This is a genomic window from Hymenobacter rubripertinctus (assembly GCF_003583925.1).
GTDB classification, from domain to species: Bacteria; Bacteroidota; Bacteroidia; order Cytophagales; family Hymenobacteraceae; genus Hymenobacter; species Hymenobacter rubripertinctus.
Genome location: NZ_QYCN01000003.1, coordinates 128,866 through 148,276, shown reverse-complemented (window position 1 = coordinate 148,276; position 19,411 = coordinate 128,866). Strand labels below are relative to the sequence as shown.

The 19,411-nt window shown below is 65.1% G+C and carries 15 protein-coding genes; 6 read left to right on the top strand and 9 right to left on the bottom strand.

All coding sequences use genetic code 11. From position 1 onward, the window contains the following. The first annotated feature begins 86 nt into the window (after positions 1 to 86). Positions 87 to 839 (top strand): DUF4386 domain-containing protein, encoded by a 753-nt coding sequence (locus tag D0T11_RS02820; protein ID WP_119654268.1) that lies wholly within the window; start codon positions 87 to 89, stop codon positions 837 to 839. A gap of 26 nt (positions 840 to 865) precedes the next feature. Here D0T11_RS02820 and D0T11_RS02815 read toward each other — a convergent pair whose 3' ends face one another. Beyond that, positions 866 to 1,975: a vWA domain-containing protein gene (locus D0T11_RS02815; protein ID WP_119654267.1), complete on the bottom strand. Its 1,110-nt coding sequence runs from the start codon at positions 1,973 to 1,975 to the stop codon at positions 866 to 868. A 148-nt stretch (positions 1,976 to 2,123) separates the two neighbouring features. Here D0T11_RS02815 and D0T11_RS02810 point away from each other — a divergent pair, with 148 nt between their 5' ends. Beyond that, entirely contained in the window at positions 2,124 to 2,405 is a 282-nt protein-coding gene (locus tag D0T11_RS02810) for a DUF427 domain-containing protein (protein ID WP_119654266.1), read from the top strand. A gap of 192 nt (positions 2,406 to 2,597) precedes the next feature. Further along, positions 2,598 to 3,218: a hypothetical protein gene (locus tag D0T11_RS02805; RefSeq protein ID WP_147374496.1), complete on the top strand. Its 621-nt coding sequence runs from the start codon at positions 2,598 to 2,600 to the stop codon at positions 3,216 to 3,218. Positions 3,219 to 3,358: 140 nt separating this feature from the next. Here the strand turns inward: D0T11_RS02805 and D0T11_RS02800 are convergent, their stop codons facing one another. Both D0T11_RS02800 and D0T11_RS02795 read right to left on the bottom strand, forming a co-directional pair. Continuing rightward, positions 3,359 to 4,342 (bottom strand): acyl-ACP desaturase, encoded by a 984-nt coding sequence (locus D0T11_RS02800; RefSeq protein WP_119654264.1) that lies wholly within the window; start codon positions 4,340 to 4,342, stop codon positions 3,359 to 3,361. A gap of 86 nt (positions 4,343 to 4,428) precedes the next feature. Further along, entirely contained in the window at positions 4,429 to 6,117 is a 1,689-nt protein-coding gene (locus tag D0T11_RS02795; protein ID WP_119654263.1) for a hypothetical protein, read from the bottom strand. Between the two features lie 73 nt (positions 6,118 to 6,190). Here D0T11_RS02795 and D0T11_RS23305 point away from each other — a divergent pair, with 73 nt between their 5' ends. Further along, entirely contained in the window at positions 6,191 to 7,858 is a 1,668-nt protein-coding gene (locus D0T11_RS23305; RefSeq protein ID WP_119654262.1) for an ArnT family glycosyltransferase, read from the top strand. 86 nt (positions 7,859 to 7,944) lie between these two features. Here the strand turns inward: D0T11_RS23305 and D0T11_RS02785 are convergent, their stop codons facing one another. The 3 genes from D0T11_RS02785 to D0T11_RS02775 form a co-directional block, all read right to left on the bottom strand. Beyond that, on the bottom strand, positions 7,945 to 8,844 hold the full coding sequence (locus D0T11_RS02785) for a glycosyltransferase family 2 protein (protein WP_119654261.1): 900 nt from the start codon (positions 8,842 to 8,844) through the stop codon (positions 7,945 to 7,947). 237 nt (positions 8,845 to 9,081) lie between these two features. Further along, positions 9,082 to 10,371, bottom strand: coding sequence for an MATE family efflux transporter (locus D0T11_RS02780; RefSeq protein WP_119654260.1), 1,290 nt, complete (start codon positions 10,369 to 10,371; stop codon positions 9,082 to 9,084). 232 nt (positions 10,372 to 10,603) lie between these two features. Then, entirely contained in the window at positions 10,604 to 11,611 is a 1,008-nt protein-coding gene (locus tag D0T11_RS02775) for a hypothetical protein (RefSeq protein ID WP_147374495.1), read from the bottom strand. A 269-nt stretch (positions 11,612 to 11,880) separates the two neighbouring features. Between D0T11_RS02775 and corA the strand changes: the two genes are divergently transcribed. Further along, positions 11,881 to 13,095, top strand: coding sequence for a magnesium/cobalt transporter CorA (corA, locus tag D0T11_RS02770; RefSeq protein ID WP_119654258.1), 1,215 nt, complete (start codon positions 11,881 to 11,883; stop codon positions 13,093 to 13,095). 173 nt (positions 13,096 to 13,268) lie between these two features. Here the strand turns inward: corA and D0T11_RS02765 are convergent, their stop codons facing one another. Continuing rightward, a complete protein-coding gene (locus D0T11_RS02765; RefSeq protein WP_119654257.1) occupies positions 13,269 to 16,028 on the bottom strand; it encodes a hypothetical protein in 2,760 nt (919 codons plus the stop codon). 132 nt (positions 16,029 to 16,160) lie between these two features. On the opposite strand from D0T11_RS02765, the gene D0T11_RS02760 reads away from it, so the two are divergent. Then, the gene (locus D0T11_RS02760) at positions 16,161 to 17,651 is read left to right on the top strand and encodes an APC family permease (RefSeq protein ID WP_119654256.1); all 1,491 of its coding nucleotides are present in this window, start codon (positions 16,161 to 16,163) and stop codon (positions 17,649 to 17,651) included. 181 nt (positions 17,652 to 17,832) lie between these two features. Here the strand turns inward: D0T11_RS02760 and D0T11_RS02755 are convergent, their stop codons facing one another. Beyond that, positions 17,833 to 18,549 (bottom strand): carboxypeptidase-like regulatory domain-containing protein, encoded by a 717-nt coding sequence (locus tag D0T11_RS02755; RefSeq protein ID WP_119654255.1) that lies wholly within the window; start codon positions 18,547 to 18,549, stop codon positions 17,833 to 17,835. Between the two features lie 275 nt (positions 18,550 to 18,824). After that, on the bottom strand, positions 18,825 to 19,223 hold the full coding sequence (locus D0T11_RS02750) for a hypothetical protein (RefSeq protein ID WP_119654254.1): 399 nt from the start codon (positions 19,221 to 19,223) through the stop codon (positions 18,825 to 18,827). Between the last annotated feature and the right edge of the window lie 188 nt (positions 19,224 to 19,411).

The window sequence follows — 19,411 nt, the reverse complement described above, 5'->3', positions numbered from 1 at the left end:
TACTCAGCAGTGCTTTCCGCCGGGCGCACCACTCGCGGCCAAGCCAGTACCACACTGCTTCCACACCTGCCAGCCATACCAACCCCATGACTACACGCTCCATCCAGACTTCGCCGCAGCTTTATGCCCGCTTCGGCGGGGCGCTCTACCTGCTCATCATCCTGTTCGGCGCTTTTGCCGAAGGGTTCGTAAACAGCAAGCTGCTCGTGCCAGGAGACGCGGCCGCCACGGCGCGCCACATTCTGGCCTCCCCCGGGCTCTGGCAGATGAGTACGCTGGGCAATCTGCTGGTGGTGCTGTGTGCCGTTCCTCTGCTTTGGATTGAGTATCTGTTGCTACGGCCGGTGAGCAAAACCCTGGCCATGCTGGCCGTACTGCTCAATACGGTGTCGTTGGCAGTTGAAGCCATGAGCAAAGTGTTCCTGCTGCTGGTGATGCCGACGCTGGAAAACGCCGAGTATGGTCAGACTTTCGGAGTTCAGGGCCAGGCGGTGCTAGCCAACCTGGCGCTAAGGTCGCACAACGTTACTTTCAACGTTGCTCTTATTTTCTTTGGCATCACCTGCCTGGTGAACGGCTACTTAATTTTCCGGTCGGGCTTCTTACCAAAGCTATTAGGCGTGCTGCTACAAGTAGCGGGTGGGTGCTACTTGGTGGGTTGTTTTGCGGCGCTCTTTGCCCCAACACTGGCTGACCACCTGCTGCCGGGCATTCTGCTGCCCTGCCTGCTTGGCGAATCGGCCCTGTGCCTGTGGCTGCTGGTGAAGGGCGTCGATAGCGTGCGGTGGCAGGCAAGACTGTGCCGGAACCAGCAGGCCTGCACCCTGGCGCAGGTTTAGCACCCCGCACCGCCCGTGTCAGCGCATTACAAACTCTTGCGGCGGTTGCGCTTGTAGTCCTCGAAAATCATGTGGCCCAGGCCTTTGAGCGACGAGTAGTACGCCTTGCCCTGGTTGACTTCGGTGAACTCCTCCACGAAGCGGCGCAGGTAGGGGTCGTCGGCAATCATGAAGGTGGTGATGGGCACTTTGAGGCGGCGGGCCGAGGCGGCCAGGTTCAGGGTTTTGTTGACCACTTTGCGGTCGAGCCCGAAGCTGTTTTTGTAGTAGCCGCCGGGCTCTTTCAGGCAGGTCGGCTTGCCGTCGGTGATCATGAAGATCTGTTTGTTGGCCGTTTTGCGCTTGCGCAGCAGGTCGAGGGCCAGCTCCAGACCGGCCACCGTGTTGGTGTGGTAGGGGCCGACCTGCAGGTAGGGCAGCTCCTTGACTTCAATCTGCCAGGCATCATTGCCAAATACAATGACATCGAGAAAATCCTTCGGGTACTTCTGCTTCACGAGCTCGGCCAGGGCCATAGCCACCTTTTTGGCGGGCGTGATGCGGTCTTCGCCGTACAGAATCATCGAGTGCGAAATATCGATCATGAGCACGGTGCTGGTCTGGGTCTTGTGCTCGTTCTCGCGCACCTGCAGGTCGCCCTCGGTCAGCATGAAGTCGTCGCCGGCCCCGATGCCGTGGTTGAGCTGGGCGTTGCGGATGCTCTCGGTCATCGAAATCTGGTCGAGCGAATCGCCAAACCGGAATTCGCGCATGTCGGTGCTCTGCTCGTCGCCCTGGCCGGTGTGGGGCGTGCGGTGGTTGCCGGTGCCCGACTTCTTGAGCTTACCGAAAATTTCCTCGAGCGCCGACTTGCGCAGCGTCTGCTCGCTCTTGGCCGTAATGTTGAACGAGCCGGGCTCCTGGGCGTTTTCGTCGATGTAACCCTTCTTTTTAAGGTCCTCGATGAAGTCGCCCATGCCGTAGCCGTCGTCGGTGAGGCCGTACTGCTTGTCGAGCTCGTTGAGCCACGAGAGGGCCTCACCCACGTCGCCGCTGGTGATGGTGATGAGCTGCATGAATATCTTGAAAAGGGAATCGAAACCCTTCTCGGTGGTTTCTTCGGGCACGTAATCCCGGAATCGGAAGCCTGCGGACATAGAAAAAGGAATTGAATGCTGAGAACAACCGGCGGGCAGGGATGGTTTAGGGTTGCTGGTTTTTGGTTTTCGGGACCCGCCATCCGATAGTCGCCACCTCGGTATCGGCTACTAAGAACCACCCACCACCCACCAACAACCCCTCCCCATGAAAGCCATCTGGAACAACACCGTCGTGGCCGAGAGCAACGACACGGTCGTAATCGAAAACAACCACTACTTCCCCGCCGACTCCATCAAGCGGGAGTTTTACGAGGACAGCATTGCCCACACCACCTGCCCCTGGAAGGGCCGGGCCAGCTACTACTCGCTGCGGATTGAAGGCGAGCTGAACAAGGACGCCGCCTGGTTTTACCCGGAGCCCAAGGAGGCTGCGGCCCAGATCAAGGGGTACGTAGCCTTCTGGAAAGGCGTGCAGATCCTGCCTTAGGCGGCCGGCGGCGGCGCGGAATGGCAATCAACTACCTAAGGTGTTGATTTATTAATCCCTATATAAGCAGAAAAATACAACTCAATCTTCTTACATTGCGTTTAAACGAGCTAGCCTTCTCTCCCTGGTAAACTTTATGCCTTGGCCCTGCCGAGGCTTCTTTTGCATCTTCCCTAATTCCATTTTTGTCCAATGCGTACCTCCTCCCTCCCTCGTTTGCTGCTGGTTACCGGCGTTATAGCGGCCTCGCTTTCGGCCTGCGACTCAACGCGCCAGGTAGCCAGCGAGTCTTCGGCCAGCAGCGTGCCGGCCGGACCTACCATCGATGAAAGCGACGTGACCTTCAACCGCGAAGTAACGCAGGGTGACTACCGTTTCGCCGTCAAAACGTTTGGCACTCAGGAGCCCCGCTTTGTGAGCATCCGTTCTTACCGGGGCTCCTCGCAGATCATGGATCCGATGCGGGTAGAAGTAACCGGAGCCGTAACCAACATTGCGTCCGGCGACCTGAACGGAAACGGCAAGCCGGAGCTTTTCATCATGACCGACAACAAAAAGGCGAACGGTGGGCTCTATGCCTATGAGTTTGGGGAGCGGGGCTACACGCCCATTTCCTTCCCCGGCACGCCCGGCGGCCAGGCTGGCATGGGCTACACCGGCCAGGATATGTACACCATCAGCGGCAACAAGCTGGTCCGCACGTTCCCGGTCACGCCCATCGATTCAACCATGCGGGCCGGCAACCGCACCGTAGAATACACGCTCGATGCCACCGGCCGCCTGATGATGGGCCAGTCGATGGATGCTCGTTAGAGCTTAGAGCTTAGAGCTTAGAGCTTAGAGCTTAGAAATATAAGTAGAAGGCCCCGCCGTGGTTACGGCGGGGCCTTCTTTTTTCCAGGTGTTTTCAGGCTTCGTTGCACCGGATGAGTGAGAGCCAGGTGTGTCGGGCGCTAGCCCTCAATCCATCGGAACTTGTATTCCAGTTTGGGTACGGGCATCCGGTCGGCAACGCGGCGGAGGCGGTTGGGCAGGGCGGTTACGTAGTCGCGGGCTTTCTCGGCGGCTCCGGTGAGGCCGGTGAGCTGCTCAATTTTCCAGTCGCTGATGAGCGTATCCAGGATTTCGGTGTAGTCGTGGCTGGTATACACGCCCAGGCGTTGGGCGGCGTCGGTAAAGTGGCCGAAGGTCTTTCCCATCTCCACGCCCATTTCGCGCATATAGTGGGCGGGCATCACGATCTTCTTGCGCATCATATCCTCGAAGGCCAGCATCATTTCGGACGGGTCGACCTCAAAAATCTTCTCCACGAAGGTTTTGTAGACGCGGGCGTGGCGGTTTTCATCGCCGGCAATCATGCCGCAGATTTTCGAGAGCTGGTCGTCGCCGGCCGTGCGGGCGAGCTGGCCCACCCGGCGATGCGAAATATTGGTGGCCATCTCCTGGTACGACGTGTACACGAAAGCCCGGTAGGGGTCGTGGGCCGTACCCAGGTCGAAGCCGTCATTGATCAGGTACTGGGTGCTGACCTCGAACTCGCGCATGTTCACGCGGCCCGAGAGGTAGAGGTAGCGGTTGAGCAGGTCGCCGTGGCGGTTTTCCTCGGCCGTCCAGCCCCGGATCCATTGGGCCCAGCCGTTGTCGGGGTCGCGGTTGAGGCCGTCGAGCTCATGAAACCACGCCTCGTAGTTGGGCAGGGCTTCCTCGGTGATGGTGTCGCCGATGAGCACGGCCAACAGGTCGTAGCTCAGTCCTTTGGCCCGCTCGCGCAATAGCTTCACCTCATCGAAAAAGGCATCATGGCGGGAGTCCGGCATAAAGTCAGACGGCTGCCAGCTTTCTTCGACGCTTTTCAGGAAGGTGCCGATATTGTCTTTGAGGAAGCCCTCCATGTGTTGGAGGACCTCTCCGCGGGAGGTCAGGGAGGCGGTAATCATGGTGAATGGGGCAAGAGAGTACGGTACAAGAATATCAAAGGTATGTTCCTTGTAACCGGGGATGCCGGGAATAAGTCCGGTAGAGCTTACATTATTTTGTCTTTTTCGGTTGATTGCGGGAATTTTATACGCATCTGGTAGGCCTGCACTCCTTTTAGTACCCCATCGAAGCCGGGGGCAAGCTGTTTCGGTCGGTTCAGATGTTCCAGCCGGGCCATTGGTTCATCGGGCAGGCGGCCCAGGGCCAGCTGCCGGTTGAGCAGGACCGCGCCTTCGGGCGTGAGCAGCCAGGCCACGTCGGGCCGCTGCCCCAGCCGCCGCAGGGCTGCGGTGAAGTCGCGGGTGCCGGTGAGGCGCTGCCGCAGGACCGCCTGCGACGGATGCAGCGTCTGCCAGCCCCGCACCGAGAGCCAGACCAGGCCGGGCCGCCCGGCGCAGGCTGCCCCCCCGGCCCCCTCGCTGAAGGGCGCTGCCGATTTGTAGGTTTCCTCCAGCGCATCAGACACTACCACGCGCGCGCCGCTCGCAAGCCGGCTCAGCTGCCGGCGCTGCTGTCGGTTTCGGGCCTGCTCCCGGGCCAGCAGCTGGCTGCGGTGCCGGGTTTTGTAGGCGTAGGGTCCGGCAGCGGCCAGCAGGGCCAGCAGCAGCACGGCCAGGGAATGGCGGGGCAGCGGCCGGAGCTGCCAGAGGTACACCAGATTGCTGAACGCCCAGAAATCGAACAGCGGCAGGGCCAGGCGGGGGGGCAGTTTCAGCAAAACCCCCAGCCCCAGTCCCAGCCCCGCGTAGGCGGCCTGCACCAGCCAGAAAACCCGGTGGCCGCGCCCGGCCCGGAGCACCAGCGCGCCGGTGGCGGCCAGCAGCAGCAGCAACGGAAAATAGTCGCGGGGCAACTGGCGGGCCAGCGCCCCGAGCTTGGCCGGGGCGGTGTGGCCCAGGAAGTAGCCGGGCCGGAAAGGCGCCACCCGCGCCAGCGCAGCCTCATTGACCAGGGCGGAATCGGCCAGTTGCCAGGCTTGGGCGGCGGCCAGGGCGAGGCTATCGGCGGGGCGGAGCGGGGTGGTGGGCGGGGCGGCCAGCCGGAAGTCGTTGAGGTTGGATTTGAGCACGTCGAGGCGGCGGAAGCTAGCGGCTGCGGGGCTGCGGGTGAGCTGGAGCCCGAGCGCGCCCAGCACGGCCCAGGCCGCCGCGCCCGCTACCACCGGCCCGGCCCGGCGGCCTGCCAGCCACCACGCCCCAGGCAAAGCCACGGCCGCGCCCAGCACCGCCGCGCTGGGCCTTATCAGCCAGCTCAGGCCGAAGGCCAGCAGCCCCACCGCCAACGCCCAGCGGGCCGGGGCGCGCTGGGCGGCGAACAGGACGCCCGCGCCGGCCAGCAGCAGCGGCACCCGCACGTAGTTGAACCAGAAGCCGTGCTCCAGCCAGCCCACCAGCCAGAACAGCCCCAGCAAAGCCAGCGCGGCCCCCGTGCCCGCCCGGGGCCGCACCACCCGCCAGAGCACCGCCGCCGCCAGCACCGTAGCCGCGTAGAGCAGCCCGTAGAGCGTCAGCCCGTACCAGGACCCGCGCGGAGCCGCCGCGTAAAGGCGGCTCCACAGCGCGGCGTAGCCGTGGAAATAGAGGTGCAGATTGGTAACCGGGTCGGCGGCCGTGGTGCCCCGCAGCAGGGCCACGATGGTTAGGTCGTCGTTGGTTTCAAAATAGCCGCCCAGCAGCGCGCCCGTGGCCAGCAGGAGCAGGAATGGCAGAAGTAGCAGAAGAACCCGGTGCCGCATGAGGTGCAAGGTAAGCGGTGAATGGGTGAGTCGGTGAACTGCCATTCACGCATTCGCCCCTTACCTTGCGCCGGTGAACCGACTGCTGACCCGCCTGCCTACCTGGACGCTGCTGCTGGTAGTGGTGCTGACCGGGGCCTACTTCCTGCTGACCCACGAGGGCCTGTATGCCCTCGACGACTACTATTACGCCCGGTATGCCCACCAGCTGCTGACCGGCACGTTCGGGCTGGCCCCCGACCCCCAGGGCCTGCTGCACGACCCGCTGCACGAGCGGCCGATGATTTTCGGGCCGGTGGCGGTGCTTTTTGCCCTGTTCGGGGTCAACATTATCAGCGCCACGATCTGGCCCCTGCTGGCTACACTGGGCTGCGCCGGACTCATCTGGGCGCTGTACCGACGGCGCGAACCGGTGGTGGCGGCCGGGGCCATGTTGCTGCTGGGCCTGCACTACTTCACGCTCAACCTGAGCAACTACCTCTACCCCGACAACATCCTCATGTTCTGGTGCCTGGCGGGGGCGGCCGCGCTGCTCCGGGGCCGCGAACCGGGCCGGCGGGCCGACTGGTGGGGCCTGGGCTTCGCGCTGCTGAGCTTCGCGGCCTTGCTGAGCAAGGAAACCATTGCCTACTACGCCCCTTTCTACCTGGGCACGCTGACCCTGGATGCGGGGCGGCGGCGGCACGGCCGGTTCTGGGGGGCGGCCCTGGGTACGGGCACGGTGCTGCTGGCGGGCTACCTGGGCTTCTACCACTACTACACCGGCGACGCGCTTTACCGCATCCACCTCATCGAGCAGACCAACGAATTTCTGAAGGAGGGCAATTTTCTGGCCGGCAACCGGGCGGCTCTGCTGGCGCGCGTTACCTGGCAGCCGCTGGCCTTTTTCGTGGAAGCGGGCCTGGGGCTGATGCTCACGCTGGCCGCCGTGGCCGTAGGTGCGCGCCCCGAACCGGAGGCTCCTGCTGAGCGGCCCGACCGCCGGTTCTGGCTGGCGCTGGGCGGCATCACGCTGCTTTTTTACTGGGTCGGCAGCACGTCCCTGAGTCAGTATAACCCCATCAGCCTGCTGCCCCGCATGACCACCCCGCTGCTGCCCCCGCTGGCCCTGGCCGCCGGGTTTGGCCTGCGCCGGCTGGTGGCCCGGGGCGGGTGGCCGGCCTTGCTGGCCGGCCTGGGGCTGCTGCTGATGACGGGTTGGCTGCGCAGCGCGGTGGCGGTGCTCTACCTGCTGCCGGGCCTGGGGCTGCTGGGGCTGGGAGCCAGCCAGTGGCTGCCCCGCTGGCCCCGGACCCTGCGGCCGGGCACGCCGGCGCTGGCCCTGGCCACGGTGCTGCTGCTGGCGCTGGCACTGGCCGTGCGGCCGGTGTATTTCATGCGCAAGCCGTCGGTTTCGGCCCATTTCGCGCAGAGCCGGGTGATTCGCCGGCACCTCGGGCCGCCCACCCGGGGCACGGTGCTGGTGGATGGTTTTCTGATTGACAACGCCGATTTCACCCACGGCTTCCGGGTGCCGCCCGGCCTGCACTACCGCCGCTACTTCGCCCGCGACTCCATCCGCATCACCCCCGACTACCCCGCCTGGCTCCTGCTCAACCGCGCCACCCTGTCCAACGGTGAGCTCACCCGCCAGCTCATCCGCTACTCGCCCGATTCGGTCCTCAGCTGGTACCCCCGGCGGCGGCTAGTGGCCCAGGACGGGCCGGTGGAGTTGTATGAGGTTTTTCGAAGTGAGAAGTGAGAAGTGAGAAGTGAGAAGTGAGAAGTGAGAAGTGAGAAGTGAGAAACGGTACGGGAATCGGGTAAGAAAGGAACGTCATCCCCTCCTCACCCACCCGCCAGCTTGCCCAAAACCCAGTCTAGGGGCCGGACGGCGCGGAGCTCCCGGAGCAGCTGGTACAGGTCGCGTGCTTCGGGCAGGTTGCGGTGGCGCACGGCCAGGCGCAGTTCCCAGCGCACCCGCACGGCCAGGGCGGCGCGCTCCGTGGGGGTGCGGCAGAGGGCCAGCGCCTTGTGGCAGACCCGGATGGTGGAGCGCAGGTAGGGGTCGTGGGGGCGGTAGCCTTTGCGGGACATAGACTGCGGGTGCAGTCGTTTCTGGGTGGTCAGGGCGTCAAGGAAGTGAAACTCCCAGTCGCGGCTGGCGCGCACCCAGAAATCGAAGTCCTCGTAGGCCAGGGTTTCGTCGTAGCCGCCCAGCGCAAGCAACGTGGCCCGGCGCATGAGCATGGTGGGCGTGCTGATGAAGTAGCGGGCCAGCACATCGGCAAACACCTGCCCCGAGGCCGGACGCGGGTGCAGGCGGCCCTGGGCGTCGCGGCGAAAGTGGGGGCGCACGAACCGGCCGGCCTCGTCAATCAGCTCGGCATCGGAGTACACCATGCCGCAGCGCGGGCCGGCGGCGGCAAAGGCCGCCACCTGCCGGGCCACGCGCTCGGGCAGCAGCACGTCATCAGTGGCAAAGTCAATGATAAAGTCGCCTTTGGCGAGCCGGAGGGCCACGTTGAAGGCCCGGCAATTGCCCACGTTTTCGGGCAGCAGATGCAGCTGCCAGCCGGGGTTTTCGGCCGCATACCGGCGCAGAAGGACCGGACTGCCATCGGTACTCGCGTCATCGACCAGAATCACCTCCAGCTCGGCGTAGGTCTGAGCCCGGATGGAATCCAGGGCCACGGCCAGAAACCGGGCGTGGTTGTAGCACAGCGCAACGATGGTAACCAGGGGCATTTTTTTGGAGGTGAGAAGTGAGAAACGGTACGGGAATCGGGTGAGAAACGGAACGTCATTCCGAGCGGAGCCGGAGGCGAAGTTGAGGAATCTCGCGTGCTGACGTTGCCATACTAATCAACATCAGCACGCGAGATTCCTCGGCTCCGCTCGGAATGACGTTCTGCTTTACCTGACAACCGGAAACGGGCAACTGGCAACCGGCAACTGACAACTGGCAACTGGCAACTGATCATCTCACCTTACTTCCCGGCGGAAGTACCAGAGGCACCAAGCCAGCAACAGACCGAAGCGGGCAGCCTGGGCCAGCGGGGCTCCGAGCAGGCCAAAACGGGGCAGCAGCAGGGCCAGCAGGGCCGCGAAGACGGCCGCCGACACGGCCTGCACGGCCACGTAGCGGCCCACCCGGGCCTGGGCCGTGAGCAGGAACAGCAACGTCCAGGTCAGGAATTTAGCCCAGTCGGCCAGCAGCTGGGGGCCTAGCAGAAAGTCGGCGGCGGCGAAGCGGGGCTCGAACAGCAGGGGCAGCAGCCAGGTGCGGGCCAGCCAGAGTGAGCCCAGGCCCAGGGCCAGCACCGGGGCCAGCAGGGCCAGCACCAGGCGCACGAACCGGCCCCGCTCCCGGGGGTGGGCGCTCAGGGCGGCCAGGCGGGGGTAGTACACGCTGCTCATCAGGGCCGAAAACACCATCGTGTAGTTATCCGAGAGCTTGGCAACGGCCTGCCACAAATCGGTGGCGGCCAGCCCGAACTGCCGGATGAGCACTTCGCGCAAACTAAAATCCACGACCTTGGAAAACAGCAGCACGCTCAGGGCCATGAGCAGGAACCGGCCCAGCCCCCGCAGCGCCGGCCGGCTCAGCCGGCCCCGCAGGCGGGGCAGCAGGCCCGCCCGGCCCGCCACCCAGGCAGCCGGTCCCAGCGTGAGGCCCTGGGCCAGCAGGTAGGCCAGCAGGGCCGTGGGCACCGTACCGCCCCGCAGCAGCACGGCCGCCACGGCCAGCGGCCCCAGGGCGCTCAGCACCACCGTCAGGCCCACGTAGGCCCCCAGGTGGCCGGCCGCCAGCAGCACGGTTACCACCAGCGCGTGGCCCACCAGCAGGGCCAGCCCCACCCCAAACGCCAGGCTCCAGGCTCCTCCCGTGCCGAACACGCCCACCAGCGGCCCCGGCACCAGCAGCACCGCTGCCAGCCCCAGCAGCACCGCCCCCGCGTTCAGCAGCAGGGCCGCCCCCAGCCAAGCCCGGTACCGGCCCGAACCGGGCCGTAAGGGGGCCAGGTACTTCACCGCCCCCACGTGCACCCCGTCGTTGGGCAGGGTGGTGAACAGGGCCATCAGGTTCTGGAAGTGGGCCAGCAGCGTAAGGCCGCCCGGCCCGCCATACACGGCCAGCAGCTTGCCCAGCACCAGGGCGCCCGCCGCCCGCGCCCCCMCCGCCACCCCCGAGCCTACCGTCCCGCGCAACAGCGGCCCCAACACGGCGGCGCGGGGTTCGGGCTGGGTTTGAGGAATGAGCGTAGGGTCCATGAGTGAGTAGATGAGAAAGGGGCTGTTGGGGCGGACAGCGCGACGAAACCCGTCCTTTCGGGTGCGCCTAATCTGCTTTCTGTTTAGAACCCCCGGACCTCAGTGGTCAGGGGGGGTATGGTACAGAACAGGTAGGGTACAATTATAATTGTACCCTACCTGTTCTGTACCATACCCCCCCTACCGACAGGCGCGTTGTTCGCCCGAACAGCCTGATTACTCATGCCCCAATTCACCCATTCCCGCCCAGCTCCTTCTCAAATGTGAGCTTGAGGCTGGGCACGCCGCCGAGGTGGCGCTTGAACTGGAGCAGGGACTGGTTGAGTCCGCCCTCGGGCAAAGTGGACGTGCCCAGGTCGAGCAGGCGCATGTGGCTGGCCCGCCCGAAGGCGTGCAGCCCGGCGTTGAGCAGCACCACCGGGCTCAGGGCATTGTAGGCCAGGGGGCTGGCGGGGTAGAAGTTGTAGAGCACGTCTTCGCGCACCTGAATAGCGACCGTGAGGGCGGCCCACTCCCCCGCCGCGTCGCGCACCGAGAACAGGAACACCTGGCGCGGCAGCGCCCGGAACAGCGCCTCCAGCTGCCCCAGCGACATGGACAGCTCCTGCCCCTTCTCCTGGCGGCAGCGGCTCAGAAACTCGTAGGCCAAAGGCAGCAGCAGCGGCGGCTCCTGCTCGAAAATCAGGCCGTGGCGCGCGCACTTGCGCAGCCGCCGCTGCTCCGAGGGGTGCAGGTGGGCGGCGTAGTCGCGGCCCAGGGCCAGGTGGTGGTTGATTTCGGCCAGCGCCACCCGGTAGCCCCGGCGCGTGAGCACGGCCGCCAGGCGGGCACTGGCCGCCGGCTCGTACACGAAGGCGTGGGGCCGCAGCCTGAGGTGGCGCACGCCCCGGGCCGCCAGCCGGGCTTCTACTACTGCCAGAAATGCCTCCAGGGCCGGCTCGGGCAGGTCGGGGGCAGTTTGCACGGCCGCGAAAGGTGCCATTCCGGGGCTGCGGGCGACCGTGACGGCGGGCAGAAACACCGGCAGCTGGGCCACGGTGCGGCCGGTGGCGGGCTCTTCCAGGAAAAAATGCAGGGCCTCGCCACCCGCCTGTTGCAGGGCCTGATGGGCGGGTGTGAGGTAGAGCCAGGGCGCGTAGGCCGGGGGCAACGCCGGGGCCGCTTCGGCCTGCTGCCGTACTACGTAGCGCCCCGCCAGGGCGGGCAACGAAAGGGCAAAAGGAGCAACGAGGGGCGGCAAGGGCAGGCGACTAGTCCGGGAGCGGAGGGGCGAAAGTACGACGAATTCCGGCCATACCCCGCACCAGCCCCGTTCTTACCGCCGGGCCAAACCCGGTGGGGCCGCCGGCCCACCCGGTACGGGTACCCGGCCCGAACACCAACCCCCGCCGTTCCGCCAAAATCCCGTAAACTGCCCCGGATTCTGCCGCCCAGGCCCTTGCCTTACCACAAAAGCCGGTTCGACGAAGCCCGGCTTCGCGCCGCCCGGTTGCTGCTTTTTTATTGCCCATGACGCCCCCCGCCTCCCCTGCTGCCTCCCTGCCCGTTGCCCCTGTGCTCTCCCCCGAAGATGAGGACGACGACGCCGACCACCTTTCCGCCGAGGATCTGGCCGAAATGGAAGCCGCCCGCCTGCTGCGCGAACAGCAGATCGGCCAGCGCCCCGGCACGCTCATCCTGCGCGCCGATGCCCTGCCCCCGCGCCTGCTGCTGACCACCTACGACGAGGACTTCTTCCACGAGCACGCCTACGCCAGCTACGACGAGCTGCTGCACTTTTTCCGCCAGCACCCCGATAAGAAGCACTGGCTTGATGTGCGCGGCTACAACGACCTGGACCTGATGCAGCGCCTCCAGGCCGACTTCCGCATCCATCCCCTGCAAATGGAGGACGTACTCGGCGACTACCAGCGGGCCAAGGTGGAGGAAACCGACGACGGCCTGTTCCTGGTCTCGCGCATGACCGAGTTCACCCGCCTGCTCGACATCGAGGACGACCAGCTCTCCATTTTCACGGGCGACAACTACGTGCTCACCTTCCAGGACGACTACGACGACTGCCTGGAGCCGGTGCGGGTGCGCCTGCGCATGGGGCGCACCAACATCCGTCGGCACTCGCCCCTCTACCTGGCCTACGCCCTCACCGACGTGGTGCTCGACCACTACTACCCTACCATGGCCGCCATCGGCGACTACCTCGAAACGCTGGAGGAGCGCATTTTCCAGGGCCGCGCCGACCGCCGGGTGCTCAACCGCATCCTGCACGTGAAAAAGGACATCGTGCGCTTTCGCCGCCTGGTGTACCCGGAGCGCGAGAAGATTGCCGAACTGCTGCGGATGCCCGACGAGGACGTGCCCGAAGAAATTAAGGTATTCTTCAAGGACTGCTACGACCACGCCATTCAGGCCCTGGACCTGGCCGAGAGCTACCGCGAAACCGTGAGCAGCCTCGTGGATCTGTACATGTCGGACCAGAGCAACCGGGCCAACGAGGTGATGAAGGTGCTGACCATTATCAGCAGCATTTTTATCCCCCTGAGCTTCATCGTGGGCCTCTACGGCATGAATTTCCAGCGCGAAGGCCCCAACGGCCACGTCAACCCGCTCAATATGCCGGAGCTCTACAGCCCCTGGGGCTACCCCGTGCTACTGGCCGTGCTGGCCCTGATCGTCATCTTCCAGCTCGCCTACTTCTACCGCAAAGGCTGGCTGACGAACAGGTGAATGGTTGGATTGTTGAATGGTTAAAAAGAACTGTCATCCTGAGCGGAGCGAAGGATCTTACCACGTTGAAACGAGTCGTTTGCACGATTGTCGTTCCAGTTTGATAAGATCCTTCGCTCCGCTCAGGATGACAGTTCTTTTTAACCATTCAACAATCCAACCCCCTCACCGACTCACTCTTTCACCTTCACCGCTTCCACCCGAATATCGGTGCGGCGCAGTTCGGTGCCGTTGACGCGGAAGAGGTGGAAGGTGCTGGTGAGCGGGTTGTAGGTGAGGTCGATGCGGGGCGTGGTGCTGTCGAAGGGCTTGCCGCCGATGAGGCGGAAGCGGGCATCGTAGAGGTAGGCTTTGCCGGGGCCGGTTTCGGTGAGGGCATATACCTGGCGGTCGGGGCCGAAATCGAAGTACTGGATGGAGCGCGGAGCCGAAGTCAGAAAGGACTGGCTGAGCAGGGGCCGGCCCGTGGGGCTGAACAGCGTCAGCCGCCCGCCCTCCTCGCGCGACACCACGTAGGTGCGCCGGCGCTGGTCGGGAATGAGGCGAAACCGGGACTCGCGGCTCCAGGTAGCCACGCGCTGGCGGCTCACGATGTCGCCGCTCAGGTTGAAGCTCACCCGCTCGCCGTGCTGGCTGACCACCGTCAGGCGGGTGCGGCGCAGGGTGGGGCCGCTTTCTACCAGCACCCCGCTGGCCAGCCGCGCCCCCATGCTGATGGGGAAGCCCGGGTAGGCCCCGCCGGCCTGGTCGAAGGCGTACACGTAGCCATTTTCGAGCAGCACCACTACCACGTCGCGCCCGTCCACGGTCAGGTACTGGGGCGCCCCGGCCAGCCGGAACTCCAGCTGCTTGGGCTGCCAGCCGGCGTAGGTGCGGCCCTGGGTGTCGTAGAGAAACAGGTTGCTGCCCCCGCCCGCCACCAGCAACCGGCGCGGGGCGGGCTGCACCGTGGGCGGCGACACGCTCAGCGAGGTGGCCCGCACGGTATCGGGCAGGTTGAGCGGGAAGTTGGGCTGCACCTGGCCCCGGTTGTTGTACTCGAACAGGTGGCGGGGCGTGGCCAGCAGGAAGCCCGTGGCCCCCGGCAGGCGCACCGTGGGGCCTACCAGCGGCCCGGGCAGCGAGTCGGACCAGGCCACCACGTTGTCGGGCGTCACGTAGTGCAGCACGTGGGCCGTATCCTGCACCAGCACGCCGGGCAGCTTGGCCCCGGCCACCAGCACGGCCTCGGGCGAGGTTTCCAGGGGCACTTTGAAGTCGAGCACGCTGCCGGTACCGTCGGCGTTCTGGGGCCGGGCTTCGGCCGGCCCCTCGGCGGGGTGGCGCAGGATGAACTGGGTGAAGTACTGCGCCCCCGCCTCCTGCTCGTTGGCCGGCGGCACCCATTGCAGGGCCACCTGCGGGAAGCGCTTAAACAGGGTTTCGTTGCGCAGCAGCCCGGCCCGGCGGTCTTCCTGCAAGCCGCGCAGCAGCAGGTTCCAGCAGTTGCGCGTATCGAGCAGAATGCGCAGGCGGGCCAGGGGCTGGGTATCCTGCAAAAACGCCACCTGCGTTGGCGAGCGGCTCCACACGTCCCCGGCTACCACGTCGGCCAGGTACTGGCGCAGGGCGGCCTCATCATCGCCAAACACCACGTAGTTGCCCACCTGGGCCACCACCGGCCGGGCAAAGCCCTGGAACAGCTGCCCCAGCAGCTCCCGGGGCAGCTCGCCCACGCCGGTCTGGTACCACTGGTAAGTGCCCACCCGCCCGAAAGCCGGCGAGGTTCCGGTGGCCCGTCGCAGCTGGGCCAGCAGGTTGCCCACCGTGGCCGGGCGGGCGGTGTAGGCCAGGGCCAGCTTGCCGGGCCGCACCCGGGCCGAACTCGTGCCCAGGTAACACAGGGCCACTTCCTGGCTGAGCTGGGCCGTCAGGCTGTCGAGCAGCGGCTGCACCAGGGGGGCCAGCGAATCGGCGGCGGCGACGGCGGGCCTGGGGCCGCGCAGCACCGCCGCCGGCCCCAGGCCCAGGTGCACCACCAGGGCGGCCCGCAAGGGCAGCACTTCGGCCATGCGCAGGCGCTGGGCGGGCTGGCCCACCAGGCGCTGGTGCAGCCCGTCGCGGGCGGCCTCGGGGTTGGCAAAGCCGTTGAACTCCACTTTATTGCCCACCAGCCGCATTTCCGTCATTTCGTTGCGGGCCAGACTGGCCACGGCGGCCATTTCGGGGGTCAGCTCGGCCCGGAAGAACACGCCCATGAGCTGGGGCAGCCGCCGCTGGTTGAGCAGCAGGGTCGCGTCCACGTCGCGGAGCTGGAAGTAATCGGTACCCTGAAAATCGGCGGCCACGGTGGGGGCTTCGGGGCGGGCCAGCCGGCGAACGACGGCCTCGACCAGCGCGGCCCGGGCACTGAAAACGAGGTGGTTGCGGTAGTTGAGCAGCGTCAGGCCCTCGCCGCCGTCGGGCGGCCGGATGTCGGTCAGCACCTGGCCCTGGTAGTCGCGGGTGCTCACCCGGAAATGCGGGTCGCGGCCCAGCCCTTCGAGCAGGCCCCGCACCTGCCGGTATTCGCGCACGCTCCCGATGGGCACCTGAAACAACAGATCGAAACGGCCGGCCCCCGTCACGTGCACCGACGTAAACACGCGCTTGCGGCCCAGAAACTTCAGCACCACATCGCGCCCCCCGGCCAGGCTGTCGGCCATTGCCAGGGTTTCCTCCACCTGCTGGAAATAGCGCACGGCCGTCAGGTTGTCCCAGACCTGGGTTTCCTTCAGATGACGAATCAGCGTGGGGTGGTCGCGCGTGACGATGACCAGGGCGGCATCGTCGGGCACCAGGGTCCAGGAGTCGACGGGCACGCGGGCCAGGGTGCGCCGGTAGTACACGTAGGAGCCCACGGCCGTGATGAGCAGCAGCAGACTTGCCAGAAATACCAGTACGCGGTTCGACATGCAGGAAAACCCCGGGAGCAGATGGGTGGGCAAAAATAGGGAATCGGGGCGGAGTGGCGCGCCCGGGCTAAATGTGGGGTTTGGAAACCAGTTTTCTATCTTCCGGCCCCAAACCCTTTCTCTCTTTCTTTTATGTCGGAAAAACAAGGCCATTTTCAGCGGGCCATTACGCTGTTCGACGCCGTCATGATTGTCTCGGGCAGCATGATCGGGTCCGGTATTTTCATTGTCAGCACCGATATCAGCCGCAAGGTAGGCTCCACGGGCTGGCTGCTGGTGGTCTGGCTGCTCACGGGCGTTATTACGCTGGCCGGGGCCGTGAGCTACGGCGAGCTCTCGTCGATGTTTCCGAAAGTGGGCGGCCAGTACGTGTACCTGCGCGAGGCCTACAACAAGCTGGTGGCCTTCCTGTATGGCTGGACGCTGTTTCTCGTGATTCAGACCGGCGTTATTGCGGCCGTGGCCGTGGCGTTTGCCCGTTTTACTGGGGTACTGATTCCCTGGTTTTCGGAGGCCAACGTACTGCTCGAGGTCAACAACCTGCCCCTGCTGGGCTCCTTTAAGTTCAGTACGGTGCAGCTGCTGGCCATCGGGCTGCTGGTGTTTCTCACCTACATCAACTCCCGCGGGGTGCGGGGCGGCAAGCTCATTTCCAACATCTTCGGCAGCACCAAGCTCGTGGCCCTGGGCGTGCTGATTCTGTCGGGCCTGTTTCTGGGCGTCAAGCACGAGGCCGTAAGCCAGAACTTCCAGCACATCTGGCAGGCGGCCAGCTTCGACGCGGCCGGCCAGAGCACGCCCCTCACGGTGGCCGCCCTGGTCACGGCCGTGGGCCTGGCCATGACGGGCTCCCTGTTCAGCTCCGATGCCTGGAACAACATCGGCTTCGCGGGCGACGAAATCGTGAAGCCCGAGCGCACCATTGTGCTGAGCATGGCCCTGGGCACGGGCATCGTAACGGGCCTCTATTTGCTCATCAACGTGGTGTACCTGCTGGTGCTCCCCCTCCAGGGCGACCCGAATGCTACCGACGTTATCGGGCGGGGCATTATGTACGCCACCGATGAGCGCGTGGGCACGGCCGCCGCCGAGAGCATCCTGGGCGCGCCCGGGGCCTACGTGATGGCCGTGCTCATCATGATCAGCACCTTCAGCGCCGATAACAGCATCCTGCTTTCGGGCGGCCGCGCCTACTATGCCATGGCCCAGGACGGCGTGTTTTTCCCCGGCATGGCCCGCCTCAACAAGGCCGGCGTACCGGGCGTGGCCCTCTGGGGCCAGTGCGCCTGGGCCTGTTTGCTGTGTTTATCGGGCTCCTACGGCGAGCTGCTCAACTACGTGATGTTCTCCGTGATTCTGTTCTACGTGGTCACCATCATCGGCATTTTCATCCTGCGCCGCACCCGCCCCGACGCCCCGCGCCCCTACCGGGCCTGGGGGTATCCGGTGGTGCCGCTGCTCTACATCGTGCTGGCTTCCAGCTTCTGCTTTATCCTGCTCACCGACCCGGCCAACTCCAAATTCGCCCAGCGCGGCCTGCTGCTGGTCGCCCTCGGCGTACCGGTGTATTACCTGTTCCGCAACCGCTTCGCCCGCAAAGCGAAGGAGCGACTCGGAGAGTGAGTGTGTGAGTGTAAGCGACGCAGTTTGTCCTTTTTTTGGAGCGCCCCCTCTATTCAGCACAAAGCCCCTGACGTTTGAGCGTCAGGGGCTTTGCATTTGCTTGGGGTTCAAGCTGCGGGCAGGACGGATTGCTTTGCTTCGCTCCTGACGACAGCTCATTCACGCATTCCCCACTTCACCGCTAGCGGCGGCGGCGGCGGGAAGTTTCTTTGGGTACGAGGGTCACGTTCTGGCCCTTGGCGCTGCGGGTGCGCACCAGCTGGTCTTCGTAGCCGCCGTAGCCGTACAGCAGCGTGTTGTCGCCGTTGGCCGGCACTTCCAGGGAGTAGTTGCCGTTGGCGTCGGTGCTGGCCACTTTCTTGGAGCCTTTCAGCATCACCGTGGCCCCGGCCAGGGGGCGGCCATCCTCGTTAAGCACGCGGCCCGTCATATTGGTCATGGCGGGGGCGGCTTCCACCGGCTCGGGGGCGGCCACGGCCACGGGGGCAGCGGTTTCTACGGCTTCCTCCTTGGCTTCCGCTTCTTCTTCCGCGGCGGCCCGGGCGGCAGTGGCCGGAGCAACGGCGGCGGCGGTTTTGGGAGTTATGCCCGGGGTTTTGGCCGTAGCATCTGCCTTACTGGCGGCGGTGGCGGCCGTTTCGGCCGGCGTGGCCGCTACTTCTTCCACGGGCCGGGAGCCCGTCACGGTGGCTTCGCCGAGCTGCATAATCGGCACGGCAGCGGCAATGCGCCGCGTCGTCTGGGCCGGCAGCAGCATGTAGCCCAACACCACAACGGCCACAATCACCCCCACGATGATAGCCAGCCGGCCATTGCCGGAAGAAAGCTCTTCCTCCGCGCTCAGCAGTTCCGGGGAGTTGTCGTCGTTGTCGAAAGCGTCAGTAGAATTGGTATCCATACCAGGATCAGGTAAAAAGTGGTGGGAGTTGCGGACAACCAGCGGCCGTGAATCGGGACCTTGACGGGCTTTTTTTTCCAAAACGACACCACCGGCTGTTAAAGATATAGCTTTAGCCAGCGTAGTACCTAATGCCCGCTACCAATTCCGGCATTTTATTTCCCCTTCTGATTCGCAGGTCCCAGTCCTTAAAAATAATTTTTTCATAAAAAAACGACTGGTTCTCCTCCACATTGGAAGAGAACCAGTCGTTTGCCTGATTGCGGGGCTCCGGCTCAGTCCTGGGCTGGCTTGGCGGGGCCGCTGGGGGCGGCTTCGCCAAACTTCTGCTCCTGGCTGCGGATGGCGTTGCCCATTTCGTAGCTGCCCTCCACCTCGAAGCCGGGGCCGCTGGCCTGCTCGCCCGCCTCGTGGTGCTCATTGCCCCCCTGGGGCACTCCCTCGCCCCCCCGGATGGTGAGGTTTTCGAGCTGGTCCTTCTGGTCGGCACGCTGGGTGAAGCCGCCGGCGCCCGTATTGCGCTGGGCCGAGGGGTCGGAGGCATCCTTGCCGTTGCTCATGCTTTCCTTGAACTCCTGCTCTTTTTTGAGCTGCTCGTTATCGGGAATGGCGCTTTGGGTATCGTTTACGATTTCCTTGTTGCTGTTGAGGTCGTTGCGGTTATCAGGAGCCATGAGAAATGCGGGTTGAGTGGAAACGGTTTACTTTGCTGTACGCGGGGTCGGTGGCCGGGGTTAAGGAGGCCGGTAGTTTCCCCGCTAGCCGGCAGCTGTTCGGGCGGGGTCCCGGAAAAAGTATCCGGCCCGCCGTAAGGATTTTCCGGCGCCCACGTCTGCCCGGGTCCCGGCCCCGTTTGGTTCCT